General features: G+C 60.2%; 23 protein-coding genes and 1 riboswitch. Of the genes, 11 read left to right on the forward strand and 12 right to left on the reverse strand.

Annotated elements, in window-relative coordinates:
• Positions 1-346: 346 nt before the first annotated feature.
• Both ACQY7U_RS03965 and ACQY7U_RS03970 read left to right on the forward strand, forming a co-directional pair.
• Positions 347-898: a PAS domain-containing protein gene (locus ACQY7U_RS03965; protein ID WP_428642206.1), complete on the forward strand. Its 552-nt coding sequence runs from the start codon at positions 347-349 to the stop codon at positions 896-898.
• 44 nt (positions 899-942) lie between these two features.
• Complete coding sequence (locus ACQY7U_RS03970) at positions 943-2103, forward strand: methyl-accepting chemotaxis protein (protein WP_428642208.1); 1161 nt, start codon at positions 943-945, stop codon at positions 2101-2103.
• Between the two features lie 12 nt (positions 2104-2115).
• Here the strand turns inward: ACQY7U_RS03970 and ACQY7U_RS03975 are convergent, their stop codons facing one another.
• From ACQY7U_RS03975 to ACQY7U_RS03985, 3 genes are all read right to left on the reverse strand, one after another.
• Positions 2116-3051 carry a hypothetical protein gene (locus tag ACQY7U_RS03975; protein WP_428642210.1) on the reverse strand — a complete coding sequence of 312 codons (936 nt, stop codon included), beginning with the start codon at positions 3049-3051 and terminating at the stop codon, positions 2116-2118.
• Positions 3052-3262: 211 nt separating this feature from the next.
• Positions 3263-3787 (reverse strand): TerB family tellurite resistance protein, encoded by a 525-nt coding sequence (locus ACQY7U_RS03980; protein ID WP_428642211.1) that lies wholly within the window; start codon positions 3785-3787, stop codon positions 3263-3265.
• A gap of 197 nt (positions 3788-3984) precedes the next feature.
• Positions 3985-6171 (reverse strand): anthranilate synthase component I, encoded by a 2187-nt coding sequence (locus tag ACQY7U_RS03985; protein WP_428642214.1) that lies wholly within the window; start codon positions 6169-6171, stop codon positions 3985-3987.
• A 286-nt stretch (positions 6172-6457) separates the two neighbouring features.
• Here ACQY7U_RS03985 and ACQY7U_RS03990 point away from each other — a divergent pair, with 286 nt between their 5' ends.
• The 3 genes from ACQY7U_RS03990 (at position 6458) to ACQY7U_RS04000 (ending at position 8613) form a co-directional block, all read left to right on the forward strand.
• Positions 6458-6958 carry a hypothetical protein gene (locus ACQY7U_RS03990; RefSeq protein ID WP_428642216.1) on the forward strand — a complete coding sequence of 167 codons (501 nt, stop codon included), beginning with the start codon at positions 6458-6460 and terminating at the stop codon, positions 6956-6958.
• A 255-nt stretch (positions 6959-7213) separates the two neighbouring features.
• Positions 7214-8494 (forward strand): Si-specific NAD(P)(+) transhydrogenase, encoded by a 1281-nt coding sequence (gene sthA, locus ACQY7U_RS03995; RefSeq protein ID WP_428642218.1) that lies wholly within the window; start codon positions 7214-7216, stop codon positions 8492-8494.
• A complete protein-coding gene (locus ACQY7U_RS04000; RefSeq protein ID WP_428642219.1) occupies positions 8470-8613 on the forward strand; it encodes a hypothetical protein in 144 nt (47 codons plus the stop codon). The genes sthA and ACQY7U_RS04000 overlap by 25 nt, the downstream gene beginning before the upstream one ends.
• 35 nt (positions 8614-8648) lie before the next feature.
• Here the strand turns inward: ACQY7U_RS04000 and ACQY7U_RS04005 are convergent, their stop codons facing one another.
• From ACQY7U_RS04005 to tmpA, 4 genes are all read right to left on the reverse strand, one after another.
• The gene (locus tag ACQY7U_RS04005; protein ID WP_428642220.1) at positions 8649-9413 is read right to left on the reverse strand and encodes an FKBP-type peptidyl-prolyl cis-trans isomerase; all 765 of its coding nucleotides are present in this window, start codon (positions 9411-9413) and stop codon (positions 8649-8651) included.
• Between the two features lie 165 nt (positions 9414-9578).
• Positions 9579-10247 carry an ureidoglycolate lyase gene (locus ACQY7U_RS04010; RefSeq protein ID WP_428642222.1) on the reverse strand — a complete coding sequence of 223 codons (669 nt, stop codon included), beginning with the start codon at positions 10245-10247 and terminating at the stop codon, positions 9579-9581.
• The gene (gene tmpB / locus ACQY7U_RS04015) at positions 10244-10840 is read right to left on the reverse strand and encodes a (R)-1-hydroxy-2-trimethylaminoethylphosphonate oxygenase (RefSeq protein ID WP_428642224.1); all 597 of its coding nucleotides are present in this window, start codon (positions 10838-10840) and stop codon (positions 10244-10246) included. The genes ACQY7U_RS04010 and tmpB overlap by 4 nt, the downstream gene beginning before the upstream one ends.
• Positions 10837-11979 carry a 2-trimethylaminoethylphosphonate dioxygenase gene (gene tmpA, locus ACQY7U_RS04020; RefSeq protein WP_428642227.1) on the reverse strand — a complete coding sequence of 381 codons (1143 nt, stop codon included), beginning with the start codon at positions 11977-11979 and terminating at the stop codon, positions 10837-10839. Before tmpA ends, tmpB begins: the two co-directional genes overlap by 4 nt.
• 111 nt (positions 11980-12090) lie before the next feature.
• On the opposite strand from tmpA, the gene ACQY7U_RS04025 reads away from it, so the two are divergent.
• A complete protein-coding gene (locus tag ACQY7U_RS04025; protein WP_428642230.1) occupies positions 12091-12957 on the forward strand; it encodes a LysR family transcriptional regulator in 867 nt (288 codons plus the stop codon).
• 52 nt (positions 12958-13009) lie between these two features.
• Here ACQY7U_RS04025 and ACQY7U_RS04030 read toward each other — a convergent pair whose 3' ends face one another.
• Positions 13010-13588 carry a MarR family winged helix-turn-helix transcriptional regulator gene (locus ACQY7U_RS04030; protein ID WP_428642233.1) on the reverse strand — a complete coding sequence of 193 codons (579 nt, stop codon included), beginning with the start codon at positions 13586-13588 and terminating at the stop codon, positions 13010-13012.
• Positions 13589-13928: 340 nt separating this feature from the next.
• Here ACQY7U_RS04030 and ACQY7U_RS04035 point away from each other — a divergent pair, with 340 nt between their 5' ends.
• A complete protein-coding gene (locus tag ACQY7U_RS04035) occupies positions 13929-14813 on the forward strand; it encodes a DMT family transporter (RefSeq protein ID WP_428642235.1) in 885 nt (294 codons plus the stop codon).
• Positions 14814-14877: 64 nt separating this feature from the next.
• Here the strand turns inward: ACQY7U_RS04035 and ACQY7U_RS04040 are convergent, their stop codons facing one another.
• The 3 genes from ACQY7U_RS04040 to ACQY7U_RS04050 form a co-directional block, all read right to left on the reverse strand.
• Positions 14878-15771, reverse strand: a complete 894-nt coding sequence (locus ACQY7U_RS04040) for an ROK family protein (protein ID WP_428642237.1) — start codon at positions 15769-15771, stop codon at positions 14878-14880.
• 1 nt (position 15772) lies between these two features.
• Positions 15773-16489: a class II aldolase/adducin family protein gene (locus tag ACQY7U_RS04045; RefSeq protein ID WP_428642240.1), complete on the reverse strand. Its 717-nt coding sequence runs from the start codon at positions 16487-16489 to the stop codon at positions 15773-15775.
• A gap of 204 nt (positions 16490-16693) precedes the next feature.
• The gene (locus tag ACQY7U_RS04050) at positions 16694-17629 is read right to left on the reverse strand and encodes a pirin family protein (protein ID WP_428642242.1); all 936 of its coding nucleotides are present in this window, start codon (positions 17627-17629) and stop codon (positions 16694-16696) included.
• Positions 17630-17814: 185 nt separating this feature from the next.
• A riboswitch (TPP riboswitch) is annotated at positions 17815-17942 on the forward strand.
• Positions 17943-18115: 173 nt separating this feature from the next.
• On the opposite strand from ACQY7U_RS04050, the gene thiO reads away from it, so the two are divergent.
• From thiO to ACQY7U_RS04070, 4 genes are read left to right on the forward strand one after another with little or no spacing between them, the layout of a single operon-like run.
• Positions 18116-19093 carry a glycine oxidase ThiO gene (thiO, locus tag ACQY7U_RS04055; protein WP_428642245.1) on the forward strand — a complete coding sequence of 326 codons (978 nt, stop codon included), beginning with the start codon at positions 18116-18118 and terminating at the stop codon, positions 19091-19093.
• Complete coding sequence (gene thiS / locus ACQY7U_RS04060) at positions 19077-19274, forward strand: sulfur carrier protein ThiS (protein ID WP_428642247.1); 198 nt, start codon at positions 19077-19079, stop codon at positions 19272-19274. Before thiO ends, thiS begins: the two co-directional genes overlap by 17 nt.
• Positions 19275-19279: 5 nt before the next feature.
• Positions 19280-20053, forward strand: a complete 774-nt coding sequence (locus ACQY7U_RS04065) for a thiazole synthase (RefSeq protein WP_428642250.1) — start codon at positions 19280-19282, stop codon at positions 20051-20053.
• Entirely contained in the window at positions 20050-20655 is a 606-nt protein-coding gene (locus ACQY7U_RS04070; RefSeq protein WP_428642252.1) for a thiamine phosphate synthase, read from the forward strand. The genes ACQY7U_RS04065 and ACQY7U_RS04070 overlap by 4 nt, the downstream gene beginning before the upstream one ends.
• A 75-nt stretch (positions 20656-20730) precedes the next feature.
• Here ACQY7U_RS04070 and ACQY7U_RS04075 read toward each other — a convergent pair.
• Positions 20731-21014: LysR substrate-binding domain-containing protein (locus tag ACQY7U_RS04075; protein WP_428642254.1), on the reverse strand; the 284-nt coding region annotated here is incomplete at its 5' end.

The raw sequence follows: 21014 nt of genomic DNA on the forward strand, positions 1-21014 counted from the left end.
GCCTATGCCAAACTCACCACCAGCGCTTCCAAGGGAGCGTTCCGCCAGGTGGATTGAGACCAATCCTGAGCAAACGAGGCGGGCGTCCACCCGCCTCGCATTGCAAGTTGGCGCTTTCAGGCGTCTGACAAAGGATAGACAGCATATTAATGCGCTTACCGGCTTGCGACAGTAAATTGGGTAAGATGATGTACTGTAAATTTTAACATTGGAAAATAGTTGTGTAGTGAGTGTTCGCAACTTTTGAATTAATTCTATATTAGGAATGCCGTGTCATTGTCCAATAAACAGGCGATTATGTTCGCTTAATACATACGTAACTCTACGTAATTTATTGGCAAGAAAGATGACTAAGGCTGTATTACTGACCGGTGTGGAAAGAACGTTCCACGATGACGAGATCATTGTCAGCAAGACGGATCTGAAGGGGCGGATTACTTACGCGAACCGGGTTTTTCTGGATATCGCTGGATACACGGAAAAGGAAGTTCTGGGTCAGCCTCACAGCATGATCCGGCACCCTGCCATGCCGCGCTGCGTCTTCAGGCTGTTGTGGCAGACGATTGAGGCGGGGCAAGAGATTTTCGCCTATGTCATCAACCGGGCCAAGAACGGCGATCATTACTGGGTCTATGCCCATGTGACACCGAGTTTCGACGAGACGGGCCGGATCATCGGATATCACTCCAACCGGCGCGTCCCGGACCGGACGATCGTCGACGACCATATTGTTCCCCTATACCAGGCCTTGCGAGAAGAGGAGGCAAGACATGCCAGCCGGAAGGACGGCATGTTCGCCGGAGAACAGATGATTCTGAATATGCTCGGTGAAGCCGGTCTCGCCTATGACGAATTCGTTGCAACGATCGGGCAGGGCCGCCGTCGAGGTTATCGCTAACAAATGATGCAGTTTGCAAGGTCAAACGTTTTGGGAATTCCGGCATGTTCTCTGGCTTGAAGAAATCGTCACTCAGAAAGGCAATCGACGTTTGCAAGGCTGTTGCGGACGGCGATTTCGAGGCCCGTATCACCAACATTACCGAGACGGGCGAGGCGGCGGAATTGATGGATGCCATCAATCTCCTGATCGACCGGACCGATGCCTATCTCCGCGAATCCAAGGCGTGCCTGGATTATGTCAGCCGCAACCAGCACTTCCGGCTGATCGCCGAAAAAGGCATGGTCGGCAGCTTCGGCGCCGCAGCGCGCAGCATCAACGAAGCGACATGGTCCATCAAGGGCAAGCATGACCAGTTTTGCGAAATTGCCCGTGAGTTCGAGACCCGGCTGCAAGGTGTTGTCGGCTCGGTGAGCGCTTCCGTTACCGAACTCAATTCCGTTTCCACCGATGTGGCGGAAGCCTGTAGCACGGCGAACGAGCTGTCCCTGGTTGTCGCGTCCGGGGCGGAAGAAGCATCGGCCAATATGCAGAGCGTAGCGGCTTCCACAGAAGAGCTGACCAGTTCGATTGCCGAAATCAACCGTCAGGTGGTGACGGCCGCCGACATTGCCTCTGGCGCGGTCACCAAGTCGCGGGCCATGAATGTGGAGATCGACAGCCTCTCAAACATGTCCGTGAAGATCGGCGAAGTCGTGCAGCTCATCAACGATATCGCGGCGCAGACCAATCTTCTGGCGCTCAACGCCACCATCGAGGCGGCACGGGCCGGTGAGATGGGAAAAGGCTTTGCCATCGTGGCCCAGGAGGTCAAGGCGCTGGCTGGTCAGACGGCGAGTGCGACCGAGGAAATCAACGCCCAGATATCCGGCCTGCAGGAGGCGACCTCCAAGGCCGTCGATGCGAATGCCGAGATCAGCGAGGCGATCGAAAGCGTCAGCGAAATTTCCGCGGCAATCGCAAGCGCCGTCGAGCAGCAGGCGGCGGCAACCGGTGAAATCGCCCATAATGTCGAGGAAGCTGCCACAGGGGCTTCAGACGTGACCCGAAGCATTTCTGGCGTTCAGGAAGCGACGACGCAAACCAAACAGGTAAGCCAAAGGGTCGTGACGGCCGCCGGTCAGTTGCACGAGCAGGAAGCCGATCTTCAGCGCCTGCGCAACGAGATGATCGAATTCCTGGCAACGGCCACCAAGGTGGGGTGATTTCAGGCGGTATCAGTTCTGAATTTGTTCAGGGAGCGGCGCGAGCTTGAAAGAGTCAAGGATTTCAGAGGGATCGTAAATCTCCGGAACCTGGTTGCAATCGGCCGCGCCTGTATCTGACTGACCGTTTTTTTCCTTCAGGGCGGCACAAATGGGGATAGCGGCCTGGCGGGTGCCGCTGATTGCGACCTGAATAACCTCCATCAGGTTGCCTTCGGTTTCGCCCAGGGCAAGCGCCAGATGTTTGGCGAAGAGGGAAATCGTGCGGTCAGCGGAATAATTTGCTGATTGGCCGGCGCCGGAGGAGGACACCAGCGCTTCGGGGCGGTCCTTGAGGTCGGTGGAATGATTCTCCAGGAGCTGCAGATTGATGGCATGCGAGTTGTTAGCGTCGAGGATCAGGACAACCTTGCCCGCAGGAATGGCATGTATCATGGCTGCAAAAGCCGATACGGAAATCCAGGTACCGTCGCCTATGGCGTCTTTTGCCGTTGCCGGCTTTTCCTCGGCCCAAAGTTCAAGGACATAGCCAGGCGCTGTATCCGGTTCCGTTGTTTCTTCTAGCCCCAAAGGCAGATTGGCGTAGATGAAAAGGCGGTCTTCCGGACCCAGCCGGTTGGCGAGTTCCGTCGCCTTGCGCTTGAGCGCAGCAGCACTTGCGCCTTCGTTGATCAGCATGTGCAGACTATCCGGTCCGGCTTCCAGCCTGGGAGCGAAAGCCGACACCACCTTCTCGATGCTGTGCCGGCAGATCTCCACCGATTGCGGATTCCAGGGCGGGCAGTCACCGATTGCGAGCACATGATTCTGGAACGTTTCTGCCTCGCCGGCCCGGGCAACCGCGAGCGAGTGAAAAAGCACCGCCAGGAAAAGTGTGAACAAGCCGCTGCAAGAGGCAAGCCACCGCAGCTTTGACGGTGTCCGTTTCCTGTTAGCGATGGCGGTCATGATCTCTCCCTGAAGCCCGGAATATCAGGTTATTTTTCTTAATGTCTTGTTCTGACAGCCGGTTGGCCGAGGACCTCCATAGAACTCGGTTCAGGCGCTTTTATCAACTTACATCTGAAGGATGGTTGCAAAGACGTGTGAACAGGGTTGCGGATCTTTTGAAGCGCTGAGCGAAACCGGCACTTGAGCGTGAAGGCCTTTGAGCCGGATATCAGGCATTCAATTGCTTGAGTTTCTCGATTACCTGCAAGGTGTCGTCGGTTGGCGTGCCGGTATCGGCCTTGCCGACGGCGCTTACCATCTGCATCAGGTCTGGAAGCGTGTCACGGCCACCCAGGGAAACGGTCCGCTTGATCAGGCGACGGATCATGTCGTCCGGGTTGGTGCTCTGGCCGGCAAGCCACTTGGCAAACAAATAAAGTTCTTCCGCATCGAAAGCCGAAACCTGAAACACGTGCTGTAACTGATCCAGAATACAGTCTTGCTCGGTTCTGGAGATCCCGCCATCAATCTCGGCCACCAGGACCAGGAGCGCGGCGGCGGTTACGCGGGGGTCGTCAACACCCTCTGTCGGGTGTTGGTTCGCGCGCGTGCGGAAACCGAAACGGCGGGCGGCCGCCTTTACGTCCTGAGCTGCTTCAAGAGCGGTGCGGGTGTGATCTTCTGCCTGCCGGATGCGGTAGATCCAGAATGCGGCGGCGGCAAGAATGCCAAGGGTTGCAAACAGAATGTGCACGGAGAAAACCTCAAATCAAACAACTAACGAGCTAGGTATTTTTACCCCTTATGCCACAGCCCGCGTGAAACTTGCGAGAAATTGCAACCCAAAATATCAATCGGGGTAAATACAGCCTTTCACGAAAAGAAGAGTCAGGCCCCGTGATCCGTGACCGTGTGCGGGCGGAGAATCCCGGTCGCCGCCCGCCTTTGATCCTACACTGCTTCCGCGGTCCGAGCCTGCTTTGCTTCCACCAGCCGCGTCACCACGTTTTCAATGATCTTGTGGCCGGCATCCTGGTCCAGCGACATGATCGACTCGGGGTGGAACTGGACCGCGGCGATGGGTTCTTTCTCGTGCTCGATAGCCATGACAACGCCGTCTTCCGTTTCCGCCGTCACGCGAATGTCACCCGGAAGCGTGTCGCGTTTGGCAAAGAGCGAATGATAGCGGCCGACGACGACGGGCGCATTCAGTCCCTCGAAAAGCATGGAATTACCTGACAGGCTGATGGGCGAAGGCTTGCCGTGCATCGGGATATCCAGCTGGCCGAGTTCCGCGCCGAAATATTCCGACAGGGCCTGCAGGCCGAGACAGACCCCGAAGATCGGCAGGGCGCGGGAGCGGGCCCTGCCGATGGTCGCGGCACAGTCGAAGTCCTTCGGATTGCCGGGACCGGGCGACAGAACGACAAGATCCGGGTTGACGTCATGAAAGACATGGTCTGCAACCGGTGTCCGGTAGGTGGCGACCTCGGCTCCTGTCTGGCGGAAATAGTTCGCGAGCGTATGCACGAAGCTGTCTTCGTGGTCGACCAGCAGGATCTTCAGGCCTTTGCCGGGGTTCTGCGCTTCGCGCTTTTCGCCGCCCTTGGTCGCAAGACCGGCTTCGCGGACCGCTGCGCGCATGGCCTCTGCCTTCAGTTCCGTTTCGGCTTCCTCGTCTTCCGGCACGCTGTCGTAGAGCAGTGTCGCCCCGGCGCGGATCTGGGCCGTGCCGTCCTTGATGCGCACGGTTCGGAGCGTCAGGCCGGTGTTCATGTCGCCGTTGAAAAGCACGGCACCGATCGCGCCGCCGTACCAGGCGCGCGGGGATTTCTCGTGATCCTCAATGAACTGCATCGCCCAGCGTTTCGGGGCGCCGGTGACCGTCACCGCCCAGGTGTGGGACAGGAACGCGTCGAGGGCGTCCATGTTCTCGCGCAGCGTGCCTTCGATATGGTCCACGGTGTGGATGAGGCGGGAATACATTTCGATCTGACGGCGGCCGATGACCTTGACCGAACCCGGCTCGCACACGCGGCTCTTGTCGTTCCTGTCGACGTCGGAACACATCGTCAGTTCCGCTTCGTCCTTGGCCGAATTCAGCAGCTTGCGAATCTGGGCTTCGTCCTCGATGGCGTTCTTGCCGCGCCGGATGGTGCCGGAAATCGGACAGGTTTCCACGCGCCGGCCACCGGTGACGCGGACATACATCTCCGGCGAGGCACCGACGAGATATTCCCGGTTGCCGAGGTTGAAGAAGAAGGAATAGGGCGAAGGGTTGATCTGGGCGAGACGCCGGGAGACGGCCGATGGCGGGTTGGCGCAGGGCTCGTAAAAGGTCTGGCCCGGAACGGTTTCGAACAGGTCCCCCCGACGGAAATAGTCCTTGGCCTTGTCGACGAGCTTGGCGTATTCGCCCTTCTCGTGATCGCCCCGACCTGGATCCTGGTTGGCCGGTGTGTACTGGTTTTTCTGACCTGTACGTTCCATACCCGCGGTGGAGACGCCGTTCACGACAAAATCGTATTCCAGCACATAGGCCCGTTTGCCGTGGTGGTCGACGATCAGGATCTCGTCGGGCAGGAACAGGACCACGTCGCGCTGGTCGTCCGGGCGCTCAAGTTTCAAGTCGATCTGCTCGAACTGAAAGGCGACGTCGTAGCCGAAGGCACCATAAAGGCCAAGCTGGTCGTCGCCGCAGGCAAAGAGATTCTTCAGTGCGCGCACGATGGAGAAGGTGGATGGCTGCCGGGAACGCTCTTCCTCGCGGAAGAGGCGATCCGGTTTCCTGACGCTCAGATTGATCTTGGTGTCGGTAGCCTCGAAGGCCTCCACGTCTTCATGCGACCTGAGAGCCGCTTTGATTGCAGGCAGCAGAACCTTGCCGCGTTCGTTCAGTGCCCTGATTTCGACGCGCCGGTCGGCGGCTTCCATAACCAGTGGCGGGTTGACCAGCGCCATGTCCCAGCGCGTATAGCGACCCGGATATTCGTAGGAAGAGGACAGGACCGCGCCAAGTTCTGAATCGAGCCGGTCGATCCAGTCCGACGTGCCGGTGTCGTAGTCGGAGGGGCGGGAGGTCCGCAGGATGGTGATCCCGCCGTTGGTTTCATAGGTCTGGTCTGCCAGCACCGGCATGGTCTCTCGTTCCCGTTCTGGTGGCCGTCTTGTGGAATTTGACGGCCTTATAAAGCACCAAGGCCGCCAGCGGTATTCCGCGGCGGCCTTTGGTTGGATGCTTGATCCGATTACAGCATGACTGATCGCTGGCCGCCTATATTGCGCCGCGCCACCACCAAGCTGCTTTCAGGATCGTTTTCATGGGCAAAGCCATAACGGAAGGTGAGGGGGATGGCAACGGGTTTTTGCTTGAACTCGATTGGGCCTTGTCATCCTTCCGGGCTGAACTAGGGTAAGCAGCGTCATGACCCTGTTTTCGCGTGTATTCCTTGGCCTGCTGCTCCTGGCGAGTTCCGGCCTGCCTGCTGTGGGCGATACGTTTCTGGATCAGCTGTCAGGGACGTGGACTGGGGGAGGATGGGAAAAACGCAACCTTGACGCTGTCCGCGAGGCCCTGCGTTGCGACTTTGCCTTTGTCGCCAAAGATCGGGCCGAATTTCTTTCCATATCAGGTAGATGCGCCGGCGGTGGCAAACGAAACGACATTTGGGCGGAGATCCGGAGCCTGGGAGGCGGTCGCTACCGCGCGTCATGGATGGACGCGGGACGCAAATTTGAGGACATGGCGGGTCTGTTGGATGGCCGCGCCCTGACGTTCACCTGGCGCATCTTCGACAAGGATAGCGGCGGTGCCGTTTCTGGCGATTTCAACCTGGAACTTTCGGGTGGCAGTTTGATCCTGCGCACCGGGCAAAACCATCCCGGGGCCGGTGAACTCGGCCGGTTGCAGCTCCAACGCCGGTGATGGCCGTTTGCCGGTCCGCATCTTAGCCGGCAGTCGGGTAAACCTGCTGTGGTTGAAGGGCCGGTTCGTGCTGAAATACGACAACGTTATGGAGAAATCCGAGAGATTTTCGCCGTTTTCTGATCAATCCACCCCTTTTCCGCCTGCTAACTTGACCGCAAGGCAAAGATGCTGTTTTTGCGGCGCAGCGAAGGTTGCCTGCGCAAAATGACGAGACAGCGGGCTAGCCGGCAAACCGGCAGCGATGAGGGGCAGATGGAACACTACGATCTGATCGTGATCGGCAGCGGACCTGCGGGGCGCAGGGCGGCGATCCAGGCGGCGAAGTTCGGACGCAGCGTCCTCGTGGTGGAACGCGGGCGAAGGGTTGGGGGTGTTTCCGTTCACACCGGAACCATTCCGTCAAAGACCTTGCGGGAGACCGTACTCAACCTGACCGGCTGGCGTGAACGTGGTTTCTATGGCCGCTCCTATCGGGTGAAGCAGGACATTTCCGCCGACGATCTGATGGCCAGGTTGCACAAGACCCTGGATCACGAGGTCGAGGTGCTGGAGCACCAGTTCGCCCGCAACAAGGTCGACACCATCCGCGGCGAAGCCCGGTTTGTCGACACGCATGTGATCGAGGTGCTCGGAGAAGCCGGCGACGTTCAGGCCTTCAAGGCTGCGCGTTACGTCATCACCGTCGGAACCAGGCCTTTTCGCCCGGACTATGTGCCTTTCGACGGTGAATTCGTCGTCGACAGCGACGAGATCCTGGAGCTGAAGGAACTTCCGCGTTCCATCGCCGTGGTCGGCGCCGGCGTTATCGGCGTCGAATATGCCTCGATCTTTTCCGCGCTCGATGTCCACGTCACACTGGTGGAGCCGCGCAATTCCATGCTCGACTTTCTGGACAAGGAACTGGTGGCGGATTTCACGCATCAGCTAAGGGACCGGGGTATCGCGCTGCGGTTTGGCGCCAAGGTCGAAAAGATCGAGAAACACGGCCCAGCCGATTGTGAGATTACATTGGAAGGCGGGCGGTGTGTCCGGTCCAACGTGATCCTGTTTGCCGCCGGGCGCATGGGCGCGACGCCCTCGCTCAATCTCGATGCCTGTGGCCTTGAGGTCGATCACCGGGGGCGCCTGCGGGTCGATCCGGTGACCTTCCAGACCAGTGTCCCGCATATTTATGCCGCCGGCGATGTCATCGGCTTTCCGAGCCTCGCCTCGACCTCCATGGAGCAGGGCCGTATCGCCGCCTGTCAGGCGCTCGGTGAAAAGGCCTACGATCCGCCGGAATATTTCCCCTATGGCATCTACGCGGTGCCGGAAATCTCAACCGTCGGGATGACCGAGGAGGAAATCAAGGAGCGCGGCATTCCCTATGAATGCGGCGTCGCCCGGTTCCGGGAAACCTCGCGCGGGCACATCATGGGGCTGGAAACCGGCATGTTGAAGATGATCTTCTCGCTGAAGACCCGGCGGCTGCTCGGCTGTCACATCGTGGGCGAGGGGCGACCGAACTGGTGCATATCGGCCAGGCGGTCCTGAACCTGCGCGGTACGCTGGAATATTTCGTCGAAAACACCTTCAACTACCCGACGCTGGCGGAAGCCTACAAGATTGCGGCGCTCGACGCCTGGAACCGGATGCCACCAATGGAAACGTGAGGGGCTCTCCGCATGGCGCGGGCAAGGCGCGCGGCTTAACAGAGCCAGCAGTTCTCGGGCAGTGCCGGTTCTTTCACTTCGCCGCCGTTTGCGATCCAATGTGAAATTCCCTTCTCGACATTGACCACATTGGTGAACCCGGCCTGACCGGCCAGATATTCCGACAGGACCTGGCTGCGGTTGCCGCTCCGGCAGAGAATGACGACCTCGTCTGATGGTCCGGATATCAGTTTCTGCAGTTCCGCGCCGAACTGCGGGTTAACGTTGCCGTTCGTGTCGAAGAATGTGACCAGGTGGCTGCCGGGTATGACGCCCGTCTGCTTCCACTCGTCCGGGCGACGGATGTCGATGATGGTGGTACCCGCCGCCAGTTTGGCCTTCAGTTCCTCGTTGCCGATATCGGAGAATTTCTTGCCCCTGACTTCCAGCAACTCGATTTCGAATTTTAACGTCGCATTCGGCGGAATGACGCCGCCCGCTCCCTGCGAACCATAGGCCATTTCCGGGGAAATGATCAGTTCGCGCTTGCCGCCGACCTGCATGCCTTCGACGCCTTTTTCCCATCCGGGAATGACCCGGCGTTCACCGAGCGTGAAGGAAAAGGGGGTGCCCCTGTCAAGGCTGGAATCGAACTTGGTGCCGTCCATCAGCCAGCCGGTGTAGTGCACGATGACGGTTTCCCCGACATTGGCTTCTTCGCCCGTGCCTTTCACAAGGTCCTTGATCTGAAGGCCTTCCTGTGCGGCGGCAGGCAGGATGAGGAAGGTAATGGCAAGAAGGGTTGTTACCCATTTCAACATGATGCGTCTTCCGTTCGTTCGGCAATTGGTCTTGCCACGGAAGATCGGATATCGCCGCAGTTATTGCAATTGCGGTTCCGCTGCTGTGTCAATGGGTAACAGGATTGTGCTTTTGCGCGGTAATGGCGCGGCCGCTCAGGGAGCCGGGACCGCGCCGCCCAGCTCTCAGAAATCCTTGATCTTGTCCGCTCGTAAGGGACATGCGAGGTAGACGCCGAATTCCTTGCCTATGTCGGCGCTCACCCGGGCATGGACCGCGCCCTGCCGGTCGAGGAAGCGCTGGTTGTCTTCCACCGGAAAGATGCCTTCGTGCCAGATGCCGGCATGGATATAGAGCCCTCGGTCGCCCTCGCACCAGAAGGCGACGACCTTGTCCGGCGTCAGATTGTCTCCGGGCAGCGCCACCGGCACGATGAAGGGGCGCTTGTCGAGCGGATAAAACAGCTGGCCGCCATCGGGATGATAGTTCATGTGCCACAGCAGCACCTGATCGCGCGGGGCGCTCTGGCGGTCACTGCAAGCTTTTTGCGGGTCGGCGGCCCAGCCCAGCACGTAGTGGCCGTTGACAGCCTCGTTCTCGCCGTAGAGCACGTCACCCTGCCAGGTGCCCTTGAAAACGCCTTCCACCCAGCCGCCCTCGTCGCCCGTGCCATCGTCGATGGGCCGCCAGCCCTGCTGCGGCCAGCGGGTGATCTCGATCTCGAAACTGTTCGGGTCGTCCACGAGGCAGCCATAGCCCTTGACCGTTTCCTCGGTCGCACGGATCAGCGGCACTTCGTGCCAGGGCAACGAAGGTTTGGAGCTGGCCTCGAAGATATACTGTGGGGCGCTCAAGGTGTTTCTCCGAAATGTTTGTCGACGATCCGCTGAACCATTGGCGCGAAATGCCAGAAATCCGGTGTCTCCATTTCCGGCTGCTTGCCGGCTTCATCGAGATATCGAACCTGGATGATTTTCTTGAGGTTCGGGTTCTTCTCGAACTCGGCGACTTCCTCCGCTGTCATTGGCCCGCCCTGCAGGTTGAGCGAATGCACGGAGGCCTCAGACAGGCGCTTGAAATAGTCCGGCTTCGTCGCGCACAGGTAACGCTTGGCGGCGACGTGATAGCGGACGCAGTCGGTGATGACAGTCGGAAAGAACCGGCTCAGCACTTCGGCACCGGCTTCCTCGTGGTAGCGGTCCTCGGTGTCGTCCATGGAGAACGTGCCGAACTCGGAAGTGAAATGGCCGATGTCATGCAGGAGCGCGCCGACGATGACCTCCTCGTCGAGCCCGTTCTGCTCGGCCAGCGTCGCCCCTTGCAGCATGTGCTGGGCCATGGTGACCGGTTCGCCGAGATATTCCTCGTCACCGCAGCGCTCGAAGATGTCGCCCAGAAAGGCAACGATGTTGTCGCGCGAAAGGTCCGAATAATCCGGTTTGCTCATTCGGCTGCCTCCGGATGGGCGGACTGCAGCGCTGCCAGGGTCGACAGCAGGCCGTCCTTGTCGGCGTAGCAGCCCTGAAGCCACCTGGTGCCGGTGCCCGAATAGGCCTTGCGGGCATGCAGGACGCGGGTGTTGTCGACAAGAAAGCATTCGCCCGGCTCCAGCCGGAAGGTGACTTCCATCGCCGGATCGTCGATGATCTCACCCAGTCTGCGGTAGGCCTCGTAGTAGGTGCCCATGTCCTCGAAGGGGACGTCGGTGATGGCGGCGGCGGAGCGGTTGTTGAAGCGGACCGCGATCAGTTCGCCATCCGGCGCAAGCTCGATCATCGGACGGCGCGAGCGCAGCACCACGCCTTCGCTGCCCGCATATTCGAAGCGGGCGCAGTAGCGGCTCAGAACGTCGAACCAGGCGGGGTTTTCATCACGCAGGCGCAGGGCTGCCCGGAACCCGTCGACCACCATGTTCTCGCCGCCTGCCGCCGAGCTTTCCAGGCAATACAACACCTGAACGGTCGGAACGGGATCGCGGTAGGGATTGTCCGTGTGGGCCTGCAGGCCGAGCCCGGTATAGGCAAGGTTGGTCGGATTGACCTCCGTGCGGACTTCGAAATGACGGCCGTAGTTGGTCTCGCGGACAAAGCCGAAGAGGTCCACCACCTTCATGAGCGCCTGATCCTCGATCGGTCCGCCGGTGAGTTTGCCGAAGCCGTATCTGGCGACATCCGCCAGCCAGGCGTGCTTGACCGCAGGATTTGTCGAAACGGCCTCGAACCCGGCGGAGGGCACACTGTCGTTGAGGGCGCTGTCCCAGGTTTCGATCTCGTCAGCGGTCCAGCCGCGTGCACCGTGATGTGGCTGGTCGTAGGCATTTGCAAGCAGCCAGCCGAGGCCATAGTCCACTGTCTTTCCTTCCGGGCTGAAGGTGACCTGAAGCAAACCGTTGCGCAGTTCAGCCGTCTGAATGCGCGTGTCCGGGGTGATGTCGCGCAGGGCAATCAGGCGTTGGCCGTTGCCGGGATCGCGCGTTTCGGCGTCGCCCGCATTGTCCCTCAGCCAGATCGCGTGAAACCGCAGTGTCCCCTGATCCGTTTCCAGAGCCAGATGGTTTCCGGCCTCGTGGATCGATACGTCAACCATGTCCCAATTCCTTTCTTTTGGGGCAGGACCAAATGATGTTGAACGCAAGGATCGGACGAACTATCCATTAAATCAAATTAGGAATTGATGACCTGAGATAAAGAATAGGTAATGGAACGGTCCCGCTTTGAAAACCTTCCCCTCGAATGGGTCCGCGCATTTGAGGCGGCGGCGCGGTGCGGAAGCTTCACCGCCGCCGCTGAAGAAACCGGCGTGACCCAGTCGGCCGTCAGCCAGCGGATCGACAAGCTGGAGAAATGGCTCGGAACCCGGTTGTTCCTGCGTCAGGCGCGCAGCATCGAGCTGACCGTCGAAGGCGAGGCGTGGCTGCCGCATGTGCGTTCCGCGTTTGAAACGCTTCGCGACAGCTCCGAAGGGTTGTTCGGTGTTGCCCGGAACCGCCTGACGATCTCTGCGAGCGCTTCGATCATCGATCTCTGGATCCTGCCGCGCCTGTCCGCGTTGCTCGGCGGGATCGATGCCCAGTTGTCCTTCCGGACCATGGTCCTGTCGGCGGACCTGCAGCAGGAGGACGACACGATTCGTGTCCGCTACGGCGCCGGTGACTGGCCGGGTGCCTACAAGTTCCCGCTTTACAGCGAGGTAATGGCACCGCTGGCCGCGCCTGGGCTTCTGGCATCCGGGCGGCCCTGGGCAGACCTGCCGCGCATTGCCGTTTCCGGGCCGAGGCCCGGCTGGAAGGAATGGGGTGCACGCTTCGGCACGCCGACCACTCCCTTGCCTGTGCTGCGCTTCGATACCTTCGCACCGGCCCTGTCCGCGGCGCGCGCCGGCCACGGCGTCCTATTCGCTTCCCTTCCGCTTTGCCGTGAAGACCTGGAGAGCGGACGCCTCCAAAGAGTGTCGGAAGACGCTCTGCCGCATCACCGGACCTATTGGCTGATGGCGTCCAGGGAAGCCGTCTCGCGTCAACAGTGGAGCGTGCTGGAAGCTGCGCTGCGGGAGGAAAAGATCTAGCCGATAACGTAGGTGACAATCTAATCGGGCGCGCGTGGCTCTAAAGCGAATTCTATCGTCCCGCCAGCGGGTCGCTTGCGGAGCGCAGAAGTTTTTGCAGGAGGCGGGACAAGGTCTCTTGTTCCTTTCCCGAAAGACCGCTGACCGCCTGATGCTGGGTGTCGATATAGTTCGGCATCATCTGCTTGATCAGGTCGAGCCCTTTCTCGGTAAGGCAGACGGTCAATGCACGCCGGTCTTCCGGATGGGGGCAGCGCTCCACGTAACCGGCCTTTTCGAGCTTGTCCAGGCGGGCCGTCATGCCTCCTGAACTCATCATGGTGGTCCGGTAGAGCTCGGTCGGTGTCAGCTTGTATGGCGGGCCGGTTCTGACCAGGGTGGCCAGCACGTCGAACTCGCCGATCTTCAGGCCGATGTCGGCGTAGGCTGGAGCCAGATAGTCCCGGCTCATGACCTGGGAGGCTTCATTGAGCCGGCCCAGCAGGATCATGGGCAACAGCCTGTCCCTGAACTCCGGCATTTCCTTCTGCCACTGCTTGCAGGCCCGCTCCGCCCTGTCGACCAGGAGGTCATCAGGATCTCCAAACAGGTGATCGGGTTTCTTTGTGGAGCCACTGGATTGCTTGGTCATTGCACAGGTCTCGAATGATCGGCGTTTCAACACTCTACCCTGACTGGGATCGAGTGCGGAAGCCACAGATATTGCTCGGCTTTTTCTGCCAGTTCGGCCTGAACCCTCAATGATTTTCCTGGTTAAGTCAATGCCGGTCAAGAATCTTGAAATAAAGTATCTTGAAATCAAGATAAATGTTGTTATCTATCTCCCTGTCGGTGGCACGAAGGACGGCCGCCCGAAACTGAAAGGGTTTCTCATGACGGACACGGTCAGGTCAGCAGGGCAGGTGGATGGAGAACCGGCCCGGTCCAATGCAGGCAGCTTGGACAGTCGTGGCCTTCTCCAGCAGCCATTGGTGCTGCTGCTTATCGTAGGCGGTTTTCTGGCCGTCTCGACAATTATCGCCAAGGCCGCGCCATCCTTCGGCTGGCACCCACTGGTGCTTCTGCAATGGTCGATCCTTGGGGGCGCGGCCGCCTTGTTCGCGGCAACACGGGTTTCTACCGGCAAGGCTCGCCCGCATTTGGGGCAAGTGAATGAAGTGGCGCGCAGAAAACTCCTGACGTATCTGGTATTCAGCGGTCTGTTGTTCATTGCGCCGAACATGATTGCGGTCGTCGCCGCCTCGAAGGTCGGGGCGGGTTTCGTGTCGCTGAGTTATGCGTTCCCGCTTGTGCTGACCTATGCCCTTGCCGTGGTTTTACGCCTGGAGCGGTTTCGGTTTCTCATGGGAACCGGCGTTCTGTTCGGACTTTTCGGTGGCGTGCTTCTGGCGCTCTCGGGAGCGGAGCTGTCCGTCGAAGCCTCCTGGTGGGCCGTATTCGCTCTGTTCATTCCGGTTTTTCTGGCGACGGGAAACATATACAGGACGCTGCACTGGCCCAAGGGAGCAAAGCCCGTCGATCTCGCGCTCGGCATGATGGCAACCGGCTTTGTGGCTCTCGCGATCTTTACCGCAGCACTGGGACTGCCTCTGGCACCGGCCGACTGGACATGGCAGGCAACCGGGCTCGCGGTTGCCCAAATGGCGATCTTTGCCCTTCAATACGGTCTTTACTTCCGCCTGCAACAGACCGCCGGACCTGTCTATTTGAGCCAGATCGGGTCGGTAGCCGCGGTCATTGGCCTGGGGCTTGGGTTTGCCGTCTTCGGTGAAATTCCGAACCTGGCGAAGCTCGCAGCGGTTGCCGCCGTCGGCATCGGAATTGTCCTGGTGACCGTGGGCCGGAAGTCCACCTGACCGGAACCTTTCCTGAAAATTTCCGGACGCGGATGTGCGTCCGGAAATTCCTCGTTTCGGTCTTTCATCCCCACAGCCACGCAGCGCCGCGCACGCCCGAGCTGTCGCCGTGAGCGGCCTTGCGGATCGGCGTTTCGAAAGTGTCGGAAAAAACATAAGGCTGCATCGCCGGTGGCAGGTCCGCATAAAGCTCGTCGATGTTCGACATGCCGCCGCCAAGCACGAAGACATCCGGATCAAGCAGGTTGGCGGACATCGCCAGTGAGCGGGCGAGCCGGCTGACATAGGCGTCGTAAACGGCATTTGCCGTCCGGTCACCGGAACGTTTCAGCGCCATGATCTCCTGGCCTTTCAGCAGCTTCCCGGTTCGCTCCTTGTAGTCCATCTGAAAACCCGTGCCCGAACACCAGCGGTCGATCACGCCCTTGTGCCCGATCCAGCTGTCCGGACCAGGGTATTCGTCCTGTTTGAGCCAGGGAACGGTGATGGCGCCCCATTCGCCGCCAATTCCGTTGGCGCCGAGATGGGCCTTGCCATTGATGGCGATGCCGGAACCGCTGCCGGTCCCGATGATAATGGCGTGGACGATAGGAGCGCCCGCGCCCGCGCCGTCGGTTGCCTCGGAAACGGCCAGGCAATTGGCATCGTTCTGTATGCGGACCGGCCGCCCAAGGAGGTCTTGCAGATCCTTGTCCAGCGGCTGACCGTTCAGCCAGGTCGAATTGGCGTTTTTGACCAGCCCGGTTTTCGGTGACAGCGATCCGGGAATTCCGAAGCCCACGGTTCCTCGCCGGCCGGTTGCCTCTTCGGCAGCGTCGACCAGCCCCTTGACCGCTTCGAGACAACCCCGGTAGTCGCCTTTGGGCGTGTCGACGCGCTGGCGGAACAACTCCTCGCCTTCGTCGGACAGTGCGACAATCTCGAGCTTGGTGCCGCCCCAGTCAACTCCAAGGCGCATGTCAGTCGAGCCGCCTTGGCAATTCGAAGGCAGCCGTCTGGCCATCTTCAAGTTCATTAGCCTGCTTTCCGTAGGTCCGGAACTTCATCAGAATAACGGCCATTTCTGCTTCATCCAGTATGGCCGGCTCACCGAGCACCAGGGCGGAAAGATATTGGTCAGCCAAGTCCTCGACCCCTTCGGCAACGGCGAGCGCCTTCCTGAGGTCTGGCCCACCGGCAATCTGGCCGTGATTGGCCAGAAGGCAGGCACTGCGCTCCCCAAGGGCCTTGATCATGGCTTCCGACAGGGCCTTCGTACCGAAACTTGCGTAATCCGAACAGTCGATCCGGTCACCCCCGGCAAGGGCCACCATATAGTGAAAGGCGGGGATGCCGCGGCGGTGGCAGGAGAGCGCCGTTGCCCGTGGGCTGTGGCAATGAACGACCGCACCGCAGGCGGGCTTTGCCAGATAAAAATCCAGATGCATGCGCCATTCCGAAGACGGCAGGATGTCGCCCCGGTAACAGCCATCGAAATCAAGCGCGACAATCTTCTCCGTGGTCAGGTCTTTATACGGTGTGCCGGACGGGGTGATCAGAAAACCGGAATTCGTACGGGCGCTCACATTGCCGGAAGTGCCTTTGGTAAGGCCGAGGCGGGGCAGGGCGCGTGCGGTTTCGATAATCTCCAGCCGCAAATCATCGGTATCGTCGGGAAAGGAAGGCGTGGTTGTCATTGTGGCTTTCAGTATCTTGATCGGAGCCCGGAACAAAGGCGACCGGACAGATACCTAAATGACAAGGAACTCTCCACAATTTCAAGCAGCTGACTGGAAAAACGCCGTTTGTGGCGCACGAGCATGCGACCCGAAACGGCACTGGGTTGTCTTTCCAGTGGCGTTCCGGCTCGTGGAGGGGGGGATTATCGGGTGACCGAGACCCTATGGTCCCGTCCGGTCCGGCAGCGGGATGAATTCCTCCGCGTCGCCCGGAACCGTATCGAACCGCCCCTGGCGCCAGTCCTCCTTGGCCTGCTCGATCCGTTCCTTGGACGAGGAAACGAAATTCCACCAGATGTACCGCCGGCCATCCATCGGCTCGCCGCCCAGAACGACAAAGCGGGCGGCATGGGGGGTGTTGTTTTCGATCACCACGTGATCCCCCGGCTTGAACACCAGAAGCTGGGCAGGGTCGAAGTCCTGTCCGGCGATGCTGATCCGGCCGGAGACCGTATAGAGACCGCGTTCTTCCCATCCGGCGTCCAGGGGTACCTTGGCACCCGGTTCAAGCGCGATGTCGGCGTAGAAGAGGTCGGAGGCGGTTTTGACCGGCGCCTTGTGCCCGTAGAGCTCGCCGGCGATCAGTTTGACCGAAGCTCCCTTGTCGGAGAACTCGGGCTGCTCCTCGGTGCCGAAGTGCTGGAAATCCGGCGCGCCTTCCTCCAGGTTCTTCGGCAGGGCAACCCAGCTTTGCAGACCGAAGAGAGGCCGCGTTTCCAGCTTTCTTTCCGGGCGTTCGCGCTCGGAGTGAACGATGCCCTTGCCGGCACTCATCCAGTTAAGCGCGCCGGGTGAAATCGCCATCTCTGTGCCCAGGCTGTCGCGGTGGTACATTTCGCCCTCGAACAGATAGGTGACGGTCGCAAGGCCGATATGCGGGTGAGGGCGCACGTCGATGCCGCCACCGACAAGCAGTTCCGCCGGCCCCATTTGGTCGAAAAAGATGAAAGGTCCGATCATGCGCCGACGGGCGGAAGGCAGGGCACGCCGGACGGAAAATCCGCCGAGGTCCGAAGTGCGCGGGACGATGATGGTGTCGATCGGATCGCAGCTTGCCGCATTACCGGCAATGGGGTCGGGGCAATTCAGCCAGCTCATCGGTCTCTCCTTCGGAATGGGCTCGTGTCTGACAGATAGATAGGGGCTGGCCTGGAAAAGTGTCCATTGAACAGTCCGTTTCCATCTCGCGCGCGACTGCAAATTCCAGGGCGCGCATTCGCGCGCGGAACCTCGAGCCATCCGAAACCAAACCTTGACAAGACGTCCGTGCGGGCTGCAAAAACACCCTTCACCCGGGGTGTCCCGACAAGGGGCTGAGATACTGCTGGGCGCGCCGAAAGACGCGCAGTGCAGGGACCCGACGAACCTGATCCAGGTCATGCTGGCGAAGGGACGGTGCTGCTTTGCGTTCGGCGCTCCGATTGAAGCGCGGGCCAGGCCTCTCCCTCCCGGCTGATTTCGTGCAGCAAGGCTCAGGTGCTTTGCAGGAGACTGTCGCGTGCCGGAACTGCCTCTTTGTCGGACGTCGTCCTTTTCACGGGCTGATACACGTCAGCCGCTTGCGTCTGGCGCAGGAGGGACCCCATGAAGGTCCTGGTCAAGGGAGCGGGGGTTGCCGGGCTGGCATTGGCCTTCGAACTATCCAGGCGCGGTGCCGACGTCATCGTCGTGGAAAAGAACCGGGACCTCGCCGGCAGTGCCTCCTGGTTGGCCGGGGGCATGCTGGCCCCCTGGTGCGAGCGCGAAAACGCGGAAGAAGCGGTACTTACCCTTGGGCAAAAATGCATCGGCTGGTGGTCGAACGTTTTGCCGCGGGAGGTGACGCTGAAGGGCACTCTGGTCGTTGCACCGCCCCGTGATACTGGTGAACTTAACCGGTTTGCAGCAAGGACCAGTGGTTTCGATTGGATGAAGGGCGAGGAGATTTCTGCGCTTGAACCCGATCTTGGCGGACGATTTTCAAAGGCGCTCTTCTTTTCCAGGGAAGCGCATCTGGACCCTAGAAAGGCCCTTGAAGGCTTGAAGGCGCGGCTGATCGAAAGTGGCGTCCGGTTTATCTTCGAAACTGAAACCGTTTCCGGGGAAACGGATTTCGTGGCCGACTGCACGGGAATGGCCGCTCGGGACACCGACTTGCGCGGGGTGCGCGGCGAAATGCTGATCCTGCATGCGCCGGATGTCACGCTCTCCCGTCCGGTCAGGATGCTGCATCCTCGTATTCCGGTCTATATCGTGCCGCGCGATGACAAGCGCTTCATGGTGGGGGCGACCATGATCGAGAGCGGGGACGATGGTCCCGTCAGTGTCCGTTCCACCATGGAACTCCTGAACGCCGCCTACAGCCTGCACCCGGGATTTGCCGAAGCGAAGATTGTCGAGACCGGAACCGGCGTGCGCCCGGCCTATTTCGACAATCTGCCGCGCGCCCGTTTGTCCGGCCAACGCCTCACACTCAACGGTTTCTACCGCCACGGCTTCCTGCTGGCGCCGCACTTTGCCGACGAAGCCGCTGACATGATTATTCCCCTTTCGAAGGAGACCGCTCTTGAAGCTCATCATTAATGGCGAGGCTTGCGAGGTCGCCAGCTCGACCCTGGCGGCCTTGCTCGACGAGTTGGACTACGAGCACGAGTTTCTCGCCACGGCCCGGAACAACGACCTTGTCGCTGCCGAGGACCGTCTGGCCTGCCAACTCGAAGAAGGCGACCGGATCGAGATCCTGTCACCGATGCAGGGAGGGTGAGCCGCATGTTTGAAGTCTACGGTGAAAAGATCTCCTCCCGCTTTCTGCTCGGCACGGCGCAATATCCTTCGCCGAAGGTGCTCGCCGACGCGGTCAAGGCGTCTGGCGCGGGTATTCTGACGGTCTCGCTGCGGCGGGAAACGGCCGGAACCGGCACAGGTGGAAAGTTCTGGGATCTGATCCGGGAACTCGAGGTACGCGTGCTGCCAAACACGGCCGGCTGCCACACGGTGAAGGAGGCAGTTACCACGGCGAAGATGGCGCGGGACCTCTTCAAGACCGACTGGGTCAAGCTGGAAGTGATCGGACATCACGACAGTCTCCAGCCCGACGTCTTTGCCCTGGTCGAGGCCGCGCGCACCTTAAACGAAGACGGTTTCAAGGTGTTCCCCTATACGACGGATGACATCATCGTCGGCGAAAAGCTGCTGGAAGCAGGCTGCGAGGTCCTGATGCCCTGGTGCGCGCCGATCGGATCGGCGAAGGGACCGGTCAACCGGGATGCCTTGCGGGCCTATCGGGCGCATTTTCAGGGCATTCCGCTCGTTGTCGATGCGGGACTTGGCCGTCCGTCTCATGCGGCTGAAGTTCTGGAGCTCGGATTTGACGCCGTGTTGCTCAACACCGCCGTTGCCAAGGCCGGCGACCCGGTGGCGATGGCCGCCGCTTTTGCAAAGGCCATTGAAGCGGGGCGGCAGGCCTTCGAAGCAATTCCACTCGAACCGCGCGACATGGCGGTTCCCTCCACCCCGGTCATTGGCATGGCAGTATTCGAATGAAAATCGATCCCTTTTATCTCATCGTCGACAGCTCTGAATGGATTGCCCGGCTTGTCCCGCTCGGAGTCAAGCTGGTGCAGCTTCGTATCAAGGACATGCATGAAGACGAACTGCGCAAGGAGATTGCTGCCTCCAAGGCGACCTGCGCCAAGCACCATTGCCAACTGGTGATCAACGACTATTGGAAGCTTGCCATCGACGAAGGTTGCGACTTCGTTCACCTCGGTCAGGAAGATCTGGCGGAAGCCGATGTCGCCGCGATCCGCAAGGCCGGGCTGCGGCTGGGGGTCTCCACCCATGACGGTGCCGAGCTGGAAACGGCGCTTTCGGTCGATCCCGATTATATCGCGCTCGGCCCGGTTTACCCGACCATCCTGAAAAAGATGAAATGGGCTCCGCAGGGTGTCGAAAAAGTCGGCAGGTGGAAGCGCCAGATCGGTGGTCTGCCGCTGGTTGCCATCGGAGGTCTTAGCCCGGAGCGGCTGCCCGGAGTCTTTGAAAACGGTGCCGACAGCGCTGCGGTGGTCACGGACATCACGCTCAACGCTGACCCGGAAGCCCGGACACGGGAGTGGATCGCCGCCACGCAGGCGTGGCGGTAACCTCGTATCAGCACACTCAGCCTGCGGCTTGCAACGCCAAATCCAGGCAACAAAGCCCGATAGTGTGTTTGCAGGCTACCCGAAGATAGCCTTGTCGTGTGCGACCTGATCGCGCAGGAAGTCTTGCGCGGCCGCGACATGGCGCAGCGGGCGCGAGCTTTCGTGGGTGACCATCCAGTAAGCCCGGCGCAGCTTTATGTCCGGCAGGACGGGTACGAACTCCGGGTCGGATCGGGCGATGAAATCGTGCAGGATGCCGATACCCGCGCCCGAACGCACCGCCTCCGTCTGGCCGAGTGCCGAGGCGATTTCAAAGCGGGCAGTCCAGTCGCCGGTAATTTCCGACCCGTAATTGAGCG

Source organism: Roseibium sp. (genome assembly GCF_050301095.1).
Taxonomy (GTDB): domain Bacteria; phylum Pseudomonadota; class Alphaproteobacteria; order Rhizobiales; family Stappiaceae; genus Roseibium.

Excerpts from the sequence above, each read along its gene's own strand:
- ACQY7U_RS03975 (WP_428642210.1), bottom strand. The coding sequence starts at position 3,051 with ATGACCGCCATCGCTAACAGGAAACGGACACCGTCAAAGCTGCGGTGG.
- ACQY7U_RS04025 (WP_428642230.1), top strand. The coding sequence starts at position 12,091 with ATGGAACGGTCCCGCTTTGAAAACCTTCCCCTCGAATGGGTCCGCGCA.
- ACQY7U_RS04005 (WP_428642220.1), bottom strand. The coding sequence starts at position 9,413 with ATGTTGAAATGGGTAACAACCCTTCTTGCCATTACCTTCCTCATCCTG.
- ACQY7U_RS03970 (WP_428642208.1), top strand. The coding sequence starts at position 943 with ATGTTCTCTGGCTTGAAGAAATCGTCACTCAGAAAGGCAATCGACGTT.
- ACQY7U_RS04040 (WP_428642237.1), bottom strand. The coding sequence starts at position 15,771 with ATGCGCCTTGGAGTTGACTGGGGCGGCACCAAGCTCGAGATTGTCGCA.
- ACQY7U_RS03965 (WP_428642206.1), top strand. The coding sequence starts at position 347 with ATGACTAAGGCTGTATTACTGACCGGTGTGGAAAGAACGTTCCACGAT.
- ACQY7U_RS04050 (WP_428642242.1), bottom strand. The coding sequence starts at position 17,629 with ATGAGCTGGCTGAATTGCCCCGACCCCATTGCCGGTAATGCGGCAAGC.
- ACQY7U_RS04070 (WP_428642252.1), top strand. The coding sequence starts at position 20,050 with ATGAAAATCGATCCCTTTTATCTCATCGTCGACAGCTCTGAATGGATT.
- thiO (WP_428642245.1), top strand. The coding sequence starts at position 18,116 with ATGAAGGTCCTGGTCAAGGGAGCGGGGGTTGCCGGGCTGGCATTGGCC.
- ACQY7U_RS04045 (WP_428642240.1), bottom strand. The coding sequence starts at position 16,489 with ATGACAACCACGCCTTCCTTTCCCGACGATACCGATGATTTGCGGCTG.
- tmpB (WP_428642224.1), bottom strand. The coding sequence starts at position 10,840 with ATGAGCAAACCGGATTATTCGGACCTTTCGCGCGACAACATCGTTGCC.
- ACQY7U_RS04030 (WP_428642233.1), bottom strand. The coding sequence starts at position 13,588 with ATGACCAAGCAATCCAGTGGCTCCACAAAGAAACCCGATCACCTGTTT.
- ACQY7U_RS03990 (WP_428642216.1), top strand. The coding sequence starts at position 6,458 with ATGACCCTGTTTTCGCGTGTATTCCTTGGCCTGCTGCTCCTGGCGAGT.
- ACQY7U_RS03985 (WP_428642214.1), bottom strand. The coding sequence starts at position 6,171 with ATGCCGGTGCTGGCAGACCAGACCTATGAAACCAACGGCGGGATCACC.
- ACQY7U_RS04065 (WP_428642250.1), top strand. The coding sequence starts at position 19,280 with ATGTTTGAAGTCTACGGTGAAAAGATCTCCTCCCGCTTTCTGCTCGGC.
- tmpA (WP_428642227.1), bottom strand. The coding sequence starts at position 11,979 with ATGGTTGACGTATCGATCCACGAGGCCGGAAACCATCTGGCTCTGGAA.
- sthA (WP_428642218.1), top strand. The coding sequence starts at position 7,214 with ATGGAACACTACGATCTGATCGTGATCGGCAGCGGACCTGCGGGGCGC.